The organism is Aquirhabdus sp. (genome assembly GCF_046462495.1).
Classification (GTDB): Bacteria; Pseudomonadota; Gammaproteobacteria; order Pseudomonadales; family Moraxellaceae; genus Aquirhabdus.
In genome coordinates, this window is the sequence record NZ_JBKGVE010000012.1 from 304,791 (window position 1) to 317,958 (window position 13,168).

The 13,168-nt window shown below is 46.0% G+C and carries 10 protein-coding genes; 3 read left to right on the forward strand and 7 right to left on the reverse strand.

Annotated elements, in window-relative coordinates:
- Window positions 1-10 precede the first annotated feature (10 nt).
- The gene (locus ACLHG7_RS15730) at window positions 11-514 is read right to left on the reverse strand and encodes a RidA family protein (RefSeq protein ID WP_410211914.1); all 504 of its coding nucleotides are present in this window, start codon (window positions 512-514) and stop codon (window positions 11-13) included.
- 36 nt (window positions 515-550) lie between these two features.
- Window positions 551-1,759: an MFS transporter gene (locus ACLHG7_RS15735; protein WP_410211915.1), complete on the reverse strand. Its 1,209-nt coding sequence runs from the start codon at window positions 1,757-1,759 to the stop codon at window positions 551-553.
- Window positions 1,760-2,126: 367 nt separating this feature from the next.
- On the opposite strand from ACLHG7_RS15735, the gene aspS reads away from it, so the two are divergent.
- The gene (gene aspS / locus ACLHG7_RS15740) at window positions 2,127-3,938 is read left to right on the forward strand and encodes an aspartate--tRNA ligase (protein WP_410211916.1); all 1,812 of its coding nucleotides are present in this window, start codon (window positions 2,127-2,129) and stop codon (window positions 3,936-3,938) included.
- A gap of 69 nt (window positions 3,939-4,007) precedes the next feature.
- Here the strand turns inward: aspS and ACLHG7_RS15745 are convergent, their stop codons facing one another.
- Window positions 4,008-5,399 (reverse strand): L-cystine transporter, encoded by a 1,392-nt coding sequence (locus ACLHG7_RS15745; protein ID WP_410211917.1) that lies wholly within the window; start codon window positions 5,397-5,399, stop codon window positions 4,008-4,010.
- Window positions 5,400-5,625: 226 nt separating this feature from the next.
- Between ACLHG7_RS15745 and ACLHG7_RS15750 the strand changes: the two genes are divergently transcribed.
- Window positions 5,626-6,375, forward strand: a complete 750-nt coding sequence (locus tag ACLHG7_RS15750; RefSeq protein ID WP_410211918.1) for a class I SAM-dependent methyltransferase — start codon at window positions 5,626-5,628, stop codon at window positions 6,373-6,375.
- Between the two features lie 11 nt (window positions 6,376-6,386).
- On the opposite strand, the gene ACLHG7_RS15755 is transcribed toward ACLHG7_RS15750, so the two are convergent.
- The 4 genes from ACLHG7_RS15755 to ACLHG7_RS15770 all read right to left on the reverse strand — a co-directional run bounded on the left by ACLHG7_RS15755 (window position 6,387) and on the right by ACLHG7_RS15770 (window position 11,379).
- On the reverse strand, window positions 6,387-7,760 hold the full coding sequence (locus ACLHG7_RS15755; RefSeq protein ID WP_410211919.1) for an MFS transporter: 1,374 nt from the start codon (window positions 7,758-7,760) through the stop codon (window positions 6,387-6,389).
- A gap of 44 nt (window positions 7,761-7,804) precedes the next feature.
- Window positions 7,805-8,671: a formyltetrahydrofolate deformylase gene (purU, locus tag ACLHG7_RS15760; RefSeq protein ID WP_114898122.1), complete on the reverse strand. Its 867-nt coding sequence runs from the start codon at window positions 8,669-8,671 to the stop codon at window positions 7,805-7,807.
- Window positions 8,672-8,860: 189 nt separating this feature from the next.
- Entirely contained in the window at window positions 8,861-10,483 is a 1,623-nt protein-coding gene (locus ACLHG7_RS15765; protein ID WP_410211920.1) for a hypothetical protein, read from the reverse strand.
- A gap of 224 nt (window positions 10,484-10,707) precedes the next feature.
- Complete coding sequence (locus tag ACLHG7_RS15770) at window positions 10,708-11,379, reverse strand: TetR/AcrR family transcriptional regulator (RefSeq protein ID WP_410211921.1); 672 nt, start codon at window positions 11,377-11,379, stop codon at window positions 10,708-10,710.
- A gap of 186 nt (window positions 11,380-11,565) precedes the next feature.
- Here ACLHG7_RS15770 and ACLHG7_RS15775 point away from each other — a divergent pair, with 186 nt between their 5' ends.
- Window positions 11,566-13,017, forward strand: a complete 1,452-nt coding sequence (locus ACLHG7_RS15775) for a coniferyl aldehyde dehydrogenase (protein ID WP_410211922.1) — start codon at window positions 11,566-11,568, stop codon at window positions 13,015-13,017.
- Window positions 13,018-13,168: the final 151 nt, after the last annotated feature.

Here is a 13,168-nt window from a genome sequence, read left to right on the forward strand (position 1 = left end):
GCTAAGAACCTTAACGCGCTGCAACCGCCTCAATCTCGACCAGCCAACCTGGATTGACAAGCCCCACAACCTGTACCCGTGTCCGCGAAACAAGATGTGGTTGCTCAGTCGTGCCAAAAAACTCAGCATATGCAGACGAAAATCCCTCATTATCCATACGCCCGTTTAAGGCAGGGTCACCGACCAAAAAGACTTGCAGTTTCACCAAGTTCTCAAACGTTAAACCTAATTGCGCCAATGATTTCTGTAACTCCTGAAAGATACCAATCGTTTGCACGCGAGTATCACCAAAAGCCTCGATACTATCGAGTGCTGCATAGGAATTAATGACTGGAGGTGTATGCCCGCTTAAAAAGATGATCTCTTGAGTAGAAGCTATCCCTGTAGCCAACAAAAAAGGCAGTGAGCCCGAATTCGCAATAACCTGATCACCCGCTTGTGGACCTTGCGCATGAGTTACGACCTCATCATTTGTAGGAAACGGATATCGTGTTAAACCTGTAAACTGGCTCATAGGTCCTTCCTTGTATTGTGAACGTCGATAAACTTTTCAGCGCCGCATCGGCGCTAGACTCCAAAACCACACCAGAAGTGCCAATGCACTCAAACCAGCACCTACCCAAACCACACCTTGCCAACCCGCATATTGATAGGCATTGGCAGAAAGGACCGAGCCCAAAGCTCCGCCGATAAAATAAGACGTCATATAGCCAGAATTCAAACGACTACGGGCTTCTGGGCGTTTATTAAACAACGCATTTAAATTGCTAACATGGATCGCTTGTACTGCAAGATCAAGGAGCAAGATACCAACGATCAAAGCAAAAACCGAAATCGGAGCAAAAACCATAGCAAGCCAAGACAACAATAAAATGACTAAACCAAACGTCGTGACACGGCCTCCCAGACCACGATCCGCCAGACGACCCGCACCCGAAGCGGCAAGCGCGCCAATGGCACCGATTAATCCAAACAGCCCAATCGTGCCATCGGAATAATGAAATGGATCTTGAGCCAGCAAAAAAGCCATCGATGTCCACAGCACACTAAAGACTGCAAAAATCAATCCGCCAATCAAGGCCCGCACGCGTAAAACTCGCTCTTCTAAAAATAAACGTAGTACAGATAAAATCAGTTGTGGATAAGGAAGCGATGACGTCTTACGATAGGTCGGTAATGCACGATAGAGGACAAAGGCCAGTATGGTCATCGCAATCGCGGCTACACCATAGACCGTGCGCCAACTACCCAGCGAAGACAATAATCCCGAAGCCGTACGTGCGAGTAATAAGCCCATCAGCAAACCGCTCATGACCGTGCCAACCACTTTACCCCGTTCGTCATCCGCAGCAAGCGTCGCCGCAAAGGGCAATAAAATCTGAGCCACGACGGTGAATAACGCCGTCAAACCCGTCGCAATAAGTAACAAGGTAAAACTTGGTGCTATAGCAGTTAAAGCCAAACCTACTGCCGCAAGTAATGTCATGATCACAATAAGACGTCGATGCTCAAAGCGATCACCTAAAGGCACGATCAGTAATAACCCCGTCGCATAGCCAATTTGTGCTGTTGTCACGATACTCCCCGCCTCGGCACTTGTAAGATGAAACTCAAGGGCTAGGGTATGAAGTAAGGGCTGCGCATAATACAAACTGGCAACGGATATCCCTGTCGCAATGGACATCAACACCACTAAGGCGGGTGGCATATGCTTGGTTTGAACGGAATTGATGGCTGGTGCGGTTGGTAAAGCAGTCATGACAGCGTCTATCAAGAAATGAGACAGCCTTATTATCCTGTTTTTAGGCAAGGATGACCAATTGAATTTATCACTAGGTGTCATAGGCATAATGAATAATTAGATTAAACATGTACATTAAAATTGTTTAAAATTAATATTTTGATTTAAAAACAAAGAAACTTATCGATTGCATGCCGCTTAAATAATTTTGACCAAATGTTCAATATTTTTACAAATAAACTTTTCTCCAACCGGATGGTTACGCCTACAAATCTCCATAAGATGAATCAACTCAATTCACGTGAATATGCCCGAATCCCTTGTCCTACCTAGCTGCATACGGCATAATCTTGCCCTTTATAGAATACGTTGGACATCTCGCACCATGATGCGCACCCATTACTGCGGCACACTTACCGAAGCTCTTTTAGAACAAACAGTTACCCTCTGTGGTTGGGTACATCGTCGCCGTGACCACGGTGGCGTGATTTTCCTGGATATGCGCGACCGTGATGGCCTCGTGCAAGTCGTTATCGATCCAGATACCCCGGAAGCATTTGCTACTGCTGATCGTGTACGTAGTGAATACGTACTGAAGATCACTGGCCGCGTCCGTGCGCGCTATGCCGGTACCGAAAATGCCAACATGATCAGTGGTCAAATCGAAGTCTTGGCAAAAGAAATCGAAGTCTTGGCGACCTCAGAAACGCCTCCGTTCCCACTGAACGATGATTTCACCAACGTTTCAGAAGAAAACCGCCTCAAATATCGTTATCTCGACATGCGTCGTCCAGAAATGCTCGAGCGTATGCGTTTCCGCTCGAAAGTCACCAGTCAAATCCGTAACTATCTGGATGAGAATGGCTTTCTGGATGTTGAAACCCCGATTCTGACCCGTGCAACACCAGAAGGCGCGCGTGACTATCTCGTACCGTCACGTACACAACCGGGCAGCTTCTTTGCACTGCCTCAATCTCCGCAATTGTTTAAACAATTGCTGATGGTATCTGGTTTTGATCGTTACTATCAGATCGCAAAATGTTTCCGTGATGAAGACCTACGTGCGGATCGTCAGCCTGAATTCACCCAGATCGACGTTGAAACGTCGTTCATGGATGATGAAGACATCATGACCATGATGGAAGGTATGATCGTCAAGCTGTTTGATAACCTCATGGGTGTGAAATTTGATAAATTTCCCCGCATGACCTATGCCGAAGCCATGCGTCGCTTTGCCTCAGATAAGCCTGATCTGCGTATTCCACTGGAACTGGTTGATGTCGCGGACTTGCTGCAAGATATCGAATTCAAAGTCTTTGCAGCCCCTGCCAAAGACCCTAAAGGCCGTGTCGTCGCATTACGCGTGCCGAATGCAGGTGACTTGTCACGCGGTAAAATTGATGACTACACCAAATTCGTCAGCATCTACGGCGCCAAAGGTCTGGCATACATCAAGATCAATGACATCACCAAAATCAACAATGGTTTGGATGGCAAAGAAACCGGTCTGCAATCCCCGATCGTCAAGTTCTTCCCAGATGCAGCACTCCAAACCATCATTGAACGTACAGGCGCACAAAACGGTGACTTGATTTTCTTTGGTGCGGATAAAGCCAAAATCGTCAACGATGCCATGGGAGCCCTACGTATCAAGATCGGTCATGACCTCGGTATGTCAACCACAGAGTGGGCACCACTTTGGGTTGTCGACTTCCCGATGTTTGAAGAAATTGGCGAAGGCCAATGGACTTCGGTTCACCACCCTTTCACGCTACCTAAAGTCAGCGTAGAAGAAATGAAAGCTGATCCAGGTGCCGCAACATCGGTCGCCTATGACATGGTGTTGAACGGGACTGAACTCGGTGGTGGTAGCTTGCGTATCTATACCCTAGAGATGCAAAAAGCGGTGTTTGAAGCGCTCGGTATTTCTGATGAAGAAGCCGCTGACAAGTTCAGCTTCTTACTTGACGCACTCAAGTATGGTGCACCGCCGCACGGTGGTTTGGCATTCGGTTTGGATCGTTTGATTATGCTGATGACAGGTGCATCTTCGATTCGTGATGTTATCGCATTCCCGAAAACCAAAACTGCAGAATGTCCGTTGACTCAAGCTCCTGCTCCAGTTGAACCCAATCAACTACGTGACTTGGGTATTCGCTTACGCGAAAAACCAAAAGCCGATGACGTAAAAGCCTAATCCTGCTTTTATAATGATCTAAAAAAGCCCAGTCGTTTGACTGGGCTTTTTTTATTCATACGTCGATCCCTAACGATGAACCAGTTCCACCTCTTCCTCATGATCAAAAATAGTCTTATCCGTTAGTCCCAGTATTTGACTAGTGATCGTTCCTGCGGTCATTGCGCCACTGACATTCAGCGTAGTACGTCCCATATCGATCAACGGTTCAACCGAGATCAGGAGTGCCACCAACGTCACGGGCAAGCCCATGGCAGGCAGCACAATCAGGGCCGCAAAAGTTGCACCGCCGCCCACACCTGCCACACCAACGGAACTCAAGGTCACCACACCAACCAATGTCGCAATCCACACTGGATCTAGAGGATTGATCCCAACCGTGGGTGCCACCATGACTGCCAACATCGCGGGATACAGACCCGCACAGCCATTCTGCCCTATCGTTGCACCAAAGGATGCAGAAAAGCTGGCAATCGACTCAGGTACGCCAATCCTCCGTGTTTGCGCCTCAACGTTGAGCGGAATACTTGCCGCACTGGAGCGACTGGTGAATGCAAACGTCAGGACAGGTAATACTTTTCGAAAGAACTTGGCAGGATTGATTCCCGCCAGACTCAACAAGAGTGCATGCACGACAAACATGATCGCAAGGCCGAGGTAAGATGCCACCACAAAGCTACCAAGCTTAATAATGTCCTGAATATTAGAACCTGCGACAACCTTGGTCATCAGGGCAAGTACGCCGTAGGGCGTCAACTTCATCACCAAGCGGACCAGTTTCATGACCCATGCTTGTATCGTATCAATCGCAACAAGAACCTGTCGGCCTTTCACCTCATCGTCTTTCAAGAGCTGTAGAGATGACACACCCAGTAGGGCTGCGAAGATCACCACACTTATGATCGAGGTAGGCTTAACACCGGTTAAATCTGCAAAAGGATTGGTGGGAATAAATGACAGAATCAATTGCGGCACAGAAAGATCAGTCAACTGGCCGACATAATTGGTTTGAATTGCCGTTAAACGTGCTGTTTCCTTGGCACCTTGCACTAGGCCTTCCGCTGTTAAACCAAAAACATTGGTCATCAACACGCCGACTAGTGCAGCGATGAGCGTTGTGAATAGGAGAATTCCAATGGTCAGGAAGCTAATCTTGCCCAAAGAAGATGCATTATGCAGCTTGGCAACCGCACTTAAAATCGATGCAAATACCAGCGGCATCACAATCATTTCAAGCAACTGGACATAGCCATTGCCTACGATATTGAACCACGTGATCGACTCTTTAAGCACTGCGTTTGTTGGCCCATAGATAAACTGCAATGCCAGACCAAAAACCACACCAATCGTCAGGCCTGCCAAGACTTTTTTAGCAAGGCTCCAAGAGGTCCGCTGTGTCTGACCGAGTAGCACCAGCAAAGCGATGAACACCACGACATTGATCACCAATGCTAAATTCATCTTAAACGCTCCACTTATTCATCACTTCATTTATAACCAAATGGTTTATAAAACATATTACCATTAAGTCATTCTGAGGCTTTAATAACGCATCACGAATAGCTTATCTCTAAAAAAGATTAAAGACCTATAACCAAATGGCAAAACTTTAGAAGTAGTCGATGACACAAATTTAATGCTATGTTGAGGTAGTTTTTGCCCAGTACCCAAAAAGAAGAAGCTCACCATGTCAACGTTTAAAGACCATTTCTCATCTCTTGCCAATGCATATGCAGCTTTTCGGCCAGACTATCCGAATGCGCTTTTCACTTGGCTATCCAGTTTATGCCAAGAGCATCAGCTTGCATGGGATTGTGCAACGGGGAATGGCCAAGCAGCAAAGCATCTTGCACAATATTTTACGCGTGTGGCTGCAACAGATGCTTCAGTGGATCAAATCACAGAAGCGACAGGTCCCGCAAATGTACACTTTAGTGTGGCATCTGCCGAACACTCAAACTTGCCCGATCAATCAGTTGATCTCCTTGTCGTCGCACAAGCAGTGCACTGGTTTGATTTTGATGCGTTCTATGCCGAAGCAAAACGCGTCCTCAAACCTCATGGCGTGATTGCACTAATTACCTATGCACATCATCGTATCGATGAAACCATTGATGTTCCATCACTGCACTATTATCACGATGTCATCGGCAATTACTGGCCACCTGAGCGGAAGTGGGTTGAGAATCTGTATCGCGATTTGCCCTTCCCTTTTGAGGAAATCAGTGCACCTGAATTTAAATTAGAAGCCGAATGGTCGCTGCCCCATTTCGTCGGTTACCAAGCTACATGGTCTGCGACCAAGCAATACATGGCCTCGACAGGCCACAATCCCATTCCTGAACTTGAGACCACATTACGTCCGCTTTGGGGAGAACCTGAAACCTTGCGCAAAATAGAATGGCCCGTTGCATTACGTGTCGGGCGAATCGGTTAAATCTTGATGATTTATTCACTCAGTTGCTTAATATGCAAAGAGGTGCTTGCGGCGGGTGGCTGATGAAATAGTCGTCCCCAATAAATGATGGGTAGTAGAAGAATGATCCCCAAACCTGCCGACAGCCCAAACTGAGCTGCATAACCTAAACCATTAGCCAAATAGCCACTGATCAAGTAACCCATCCCACCCAATACCGTCATCGCGCAGACTTGAAAGGTAAAATCACTGCCTGCATGCGCAGGACGCGCATAGTCCATCGCAACCGTCAGTAAACCCACCATAGCCATTGCAGCAGCAACATGCTCTATCGCATTTGCAGCATACAGCTCCCAGCCTTGCAAGGCATAGCCCTGTGAGTGGAGAAAAGCAATTAAGCTGTAAAGTCCCGTCGTTAATGCTTGTAAGCCGTTAAATACCCAGAGCGCCGTGACCCTGCGCATATGCCGCATCAGTAAGGCCGCCAAAGCAGCACCCACTAGAGATGACGCAGAACCTAGAATAGTTCCCCAAAAACCAATCTTGGATAGGCTAAAACCCATATCGACCATCATGGGTTTGACCATACCACTGGACATATAATCCGCTATTTTAAAAACCAGTAGGACTAATAACCATGCACGCATTTCTGTATTCGACCAGAAATAGCCAAACTGAATCTGAAATTTTGCCCAAAACTGACTGACCTTAATTCTCAATTGTTCAACTGAAGAAAGCTGATCAGATAGCGAGGACTGGGCACTATGAGCCTGTTTTGTTTTGCACTCCAACCATAGAGGTTCTTTAAAAAACAGTACGGGTAAAGTATTCAGGATCACAAGTCCAATCATGGCAAAAAAAACAGCCATCCACGACCAATAATCCATCACGATCAACAGCACACCGCCACCAACGATCAAGCCAATGCGATAGCCAGTCACCTGAACAGCATTTCCTGCACTGCGCGCCTCACTGCCGAGCATGCGTACCGCAAGCCCATCCGTCGCAATATCTTGTGTTGCGCCCACGATGCTGAGCAAGAATAACAAACCAAATAATACGAATGCGGACGTGGGATGAACCAGTGAGGTGGGTTCAAACATGGCCACACACAGCAGAATCAGTATGGCTAGGCTGGATAACGGTAATATCCAACTCCGGCTCTGACCAACCTTCTCACTGTAATGATGATCCACCATTGGCGCCCACAAAAACTTCACCGCCCACGGAAACAACAGTAGCCCCGACCAGCCAATGACCGCCAACGATACGTGATACTGGCGCAGGATCGCAGGAAGCGCCTGTGTCAAAAAACCTGCTGGCAACCCTTGGGCGATATAGAGACTTAGCAAGAGACCCAGCGTATATGTCGGCGTGTGTTGATGCGTCAAAGAGATGTCTTCCAAAAAAAGCCCCCTTTGAAAAGGGGGCAACAACGAATAATTTAATTTTAATCAAAAACAATCGTTTTATTATCATGCACAATAACACGATCTTCGAGATGCCAACGCACGGCACGGGTTAATACGTTACGCTCAACATCTTCACCCAGTTCTCGTAAATCTTCGACCGTATAGCGATGGCTAACACGCTCCACAGCTTGCTCGATAATTGGCCCTTGGTCGAGATCAGCCGTCACATAATGTGCAGTCGCACCAATCAATTTCACGCCTTTTTCATAGGCTTGGCGATAAGGATCCGCACCAACAAACGCTGGCAAAAACGAATGGTGAATATTAATCACCCGATAAGACCACTTCTCAACAAACTCACTGCTGAGGATTTGCATATAACGCGCAAGTACCAGCACGTCATTGCCAGCCATCAGCTCATGAATTTCGGCCTCAGCTTCAACTTTATTCTCTTTGGTGACTTTCACCACATGATACGGCACACCAAAACGTTCCACCGCATCTCGTAAGTCTTCATGGTTACTGACTACTTGTGTGATTTCACAAGGAAGTAAGCCCCGTGACCAACGCCATAACAACTCAAGGAGTGCATGATCATACTTGGAGACAAGAATACCCACCTTCTTGATATCACCAACCAGAGTCAACTGCCAACTCATCTGATATTGCGCCGCAACGGTATCCCCAAATGAGCGAGTCAGTACATCGCGCACCTCTTGCAAACGATCAAGCGCAAACTCAACCCGCATAAAATACGTGCCGCCCTGCTCTTCAGTCGCATACTGATCCAACGAAATAATATTCGCACCGTGGTGATATAAAAAACTGGATACGGCTTGCACGATACCTGGGCGATCAGCGCAGGTGATCAACAATCGTGCGGTGTGTGCTGCTGTCATTGGTATAAATCCATATTTTTTTCAAAACAATTAGGATACTGAGCAAATAAATGTTACCCAATAAAAATTTGGGCAACATTTTAGCCGTATTAACAAACAATTCGGTATTTTTTTATAAAAACTACTGACATAAAATTATAAAAAGAGTACAGCAGAAAAAAGCCCTTAAAAAGGGCTTTTTTCTCACTTGAAAACTTAGTTCTGATTACTACAAGCTTCTGTTTGAACAGCAGTGAAGGCTGTTGTAAAGGCCTTACTATCTGCCACATAGCTAGGATCATTAACATCAGGTGCTATAGGATAACTCTGCTTACTGGTTATTGCAAAATTTTGTAGATAAGCATTGTAACGTGCTGAATAAGTAGCCGCATTAAATGCTGCTGGGTTTGTTGAATCGTATGGCGCTGGCGCGCCCTGAAGAACATCAGGACCGGCACCATAAGGGCTGACATCAAATGGCTGCCCTGCAGCATTATCAAAATCGCCTTTTAATACACTCAATGTATAAGGTAGATCCGCTTTTACGGTTGCACCGCTTGCCGTCGCTACAGCTGAAATATTGACGGTTTGCCAAGTTCCAAAACGGCGTAAGAAACGTACTTGAAAATCAAATTTACCTGTACTGTCTGTCGTATAAGTAACAGTCCCATCTGTTGAAACCGATGGCGCAACAAACGTAGTCGCGATTTGTACAAATGAAGGAGGGGTCGGCGGGTTAAGCGGACAACTTGTGTATCGTCCTGATTCTCTTGTTGCTGTAGGCTTGGCATTTGGGTTAAAGACATAAGTTCCTTTAGCAAAACCCAACAAACTAATTGATATCACAACAGGTTGATTAACAATAGGTTTACCATCTAAACCCACGACACTTGCAGACAATGACTCAGTATAATATGTACCATCAGTACTCGTTTGCAATAAAGCTGAATTACCAAAAGTAATATTGGCTACTGGTTGCGTAATCGGAGTAGCAACAACGTTTAACAGTGTTGACTGTTTGCTTGTAACACCATTGACATCAGTAAGAGAGGCATTAATAGTCACTCCCTTAGCAATAAGCGCCGCAGTATTCGCTGCACTTGCAGCAGGCAGAATCACTGTAAATGCCGCATTGCCATTCGCATCAGTTGTTAACGTAGATGGCCCATTTACAGTCACTCCATTAGTCAGGGTATCAGGAATCGATAACATCACATTCTGCCCAGCGACCCCACCACCATTCACATCAACAGCCTTAACAGTCACAATTGCATTATCTCCTGTCACAACGAGAGTAGGCTTGTTACTACTCATTGTCAGATGATATTGAGCAGTCGATGTTGCAGGCGTCAAAGCTTGCACAACATTAATGACCGTTGTTTGTGATGTTGTTTTCTTAGTTTCATCCGTAAAGGTCGCATTGAGAGTAATCCCGCTTGCAATTAATGCGGCGGCATTACTCGTTGCAGGAAGATTGATTGTAAATGATGCATTACCATTCGCATCAGTTGCCAGAGAGGAAGCACCGTTAATTGTCACACCATTTGTGATGGTATTCGGGATTGACAATGTCACATTCTGAGCGGACACTCCTCCCCCATTGACATCAACGAGTTTCACTGTCACAACTGCTGTGTCACCTGTAGCAACCATAGTCGGTTTATTGCTACTTAATACGATATGATAGTTCGTCGCTACTGCGGCAGGAGTAGTTGGTGTTGTCGGCGTAGTAGTTGTCGGTGGCGTAGAAGGCCCATAAAAACCACCACCACCGCCACCGCCACAACCTGCGACGACCAATGCGGTAGATAGTGCCGTCAACTGAAATAGATGCTTCATCTTGCTTCCATTCTGTAAATTAATGTCCATAATTGCAAAACCCTTTTATTCCAAAATAAAATCCATTCATGGCACCATCTGGCAAGCTGCGATGCCACTCGCCTAAACCCCAAATTAATACCTATGGACTTTACTGTACAAATAAAAACTTGGCAATCAGCATTCTAGTTTTTTCAAGAATATTATTGTCGCAATTTCCTAGAGTTAATGTGAATTGGTATACATTAGTTCACATTACCAAACCATCCACCTTCATCGTTACTCCCTCCAAACGTTTGTAATAAAGGCTCGTAAGCGGTTCGTCCTTCTCCTGTTAAATAAGGCCCCTCTAAAAACACCATTTGCCTTAAACCCTGACGTAACCAGCGCTCATCGATCGCATCGGTCTGAGAAATATGTCCAGTCATTAATAGAAAGTTAGACCAATTGGTCATAACAATCCAAATATTAATGATCAGAGCTTCAATTTCTGCATTGCTGGCTCGCATTAATCCTGCATCGACAAAGCCACGATAAATCAGCATGCCTTGCTGCATCACCTGTTTGGCAAAAATGGGGTAGCGCTGCTTAAGGATATCGCTAGACTCGATGAGATGATTACTATCCCGATGCAGGAAGCGATACTTCCAAAACTGACTCGACAGCACTTGAAAATAAACGAATTTATCTGAGACTTCCATGATACGCCCTTCAGGAATGCTCAATAAACCCAGTATTTCATGCTGATAAACCAGCAGTAATTCACTGATAATCGACTCTTTATTGCGGAAATGATAATAAAGATTGCCTGGACTGATGCCGAGCGCTGCGGCGATATGATTGGTCGAGACAGAACGCTCACCCTGCTCATTAAAGAGCTGTAAGCTTTTTTGCAGAATGCGATCACGAGTTTTCATCTGGCTTTCCGAAGCTCCTTTTATCCAGCAGGTCAGAATCCATTATCTTTACCTAATTTGCAATCAAAGTTTCAACCTCAAAGCACGTTTTGCGACAAATGAACGTGCCATTCACCGAAAATCATTTGACAGTTTAGAGTAATTGCTCTAAAACAGGCTATCTTCAACATGACCCTAAGTCTAGACATGAACACAGCAGCCCACTCATTTACCACAGATGCCGCAACACCCCCAGATGTACAGCGCATCCACGACCTACTTGCCGCTCAAAAAGCCGCTTATCGTGCCAATCCAATTGCCTCTGCACCTGAGCGTATTGAACGCCTTGCTCGCCTTCGTCGCGTACTGGTTAAACATCAGGATGCGCTGGCGCAAGCGATCAGCGATGACTTCGGCAATCGCTCTGTTCATGAGACCAAAATTGCTGAGCTGATGACTAGCTTAGAATACATTGACTATGCAAGCAAAAACCTTGCCCAATGGATGCAACCTTCCAAGCGCCATATCAGCGTCATTCATCAGCCAGCGAAGGGTTGGGTTTCCTATCAACCACTGGGTGTGGTTGGCATCATGTCACCTTGGAACTACCCACTGCTATTATCCGTCAGTCCATTGATCTGTGCATTGGCTGCGGGTAACCACGCCATGCTGAAAATTTCCAGTTCATCAGCACGCATGGGCGCACTGCTTGAAAAGATCCTTGGTGAAGTATTCCCTGAGAATCTTGTTGCCGTGGTCAACGGTGGCGGCGTGATTTCAGACACATTCTGTCGTTTACCTTTTGACTTCCTCGTCTTTACGGGTTCTAGTGCAATTGGCAAGACCGTGATGGCCGCTGCGGCAGAAAATCTGACCCCGGTTCTACTTGAGCTTGGCGGTAAATCCCCAACTCTGGTTCATCAATCGGTACCGATGAAAGACGTGGCTGAACGCTTAGCCTTTGGTAAGCTTTGGAATGCAGGTCAAACCTGTGTTGCACCGGATTATATCATGCTGCCACGCGGTAAAACTCGTGAATTTATTGCTCAAATGCGCTTACAAATCAGCAAGCTCTACCCAACACTGCTGAATAATCCAGACTACACCAGCATCGTCAACGATAAACAATATAACCGCCTGAGTGGCTATATGGATGACGCACGTAGTAAAGGGGCAGAATTCTTTGAGATCAACCCTGCCAATGAAGACTTAAGTGGAACACGTAAAATTGCGCCAACGCTGATCACAGGTCTTACTCAAGATATGGAAGTCTGTCAGAACGAGTTGTTTGGTCCATTACTGTTGATCTTTGAATATGATTCGCTTGAACAAGCGATTGAATATATCAACGACCGTCCACGTCCACTGGCGCTGTATTATTTCGACTATGACACTACCCGTGCACAATATGTGGCTGATCATACACACTCGGGGCAATTCGGCGTCAATGCCGTCCTGACCCATATCGTACATGGTGATCTACCCTTTGGTGGTGTCGGCAATTCTGGTATGGGTAAATATCATGCCCACGAGGGCTTCCTAACCATGAGCCATGCACGTGCCGTCCTGCAAAATCCAAAATTTTATAGCTTGAAACTGATCTTCCCGCCATTTGGTAAGACCGTGCATAAAATTATGGAAAAAGCTTTTTTCCGTTAATACTTTTTAACGGACGTCGTTTCAATGCCAAAAGGCACAAATATGTAAAAATTTGGCTGCTTTTTTGCTTCTAGCTTGATTCAGGCGTGTTTTTTTGGTATAAAACGCGCCTTGCTTTTTTCAATCAGTTTTAAACAGCCTTTTTATACGA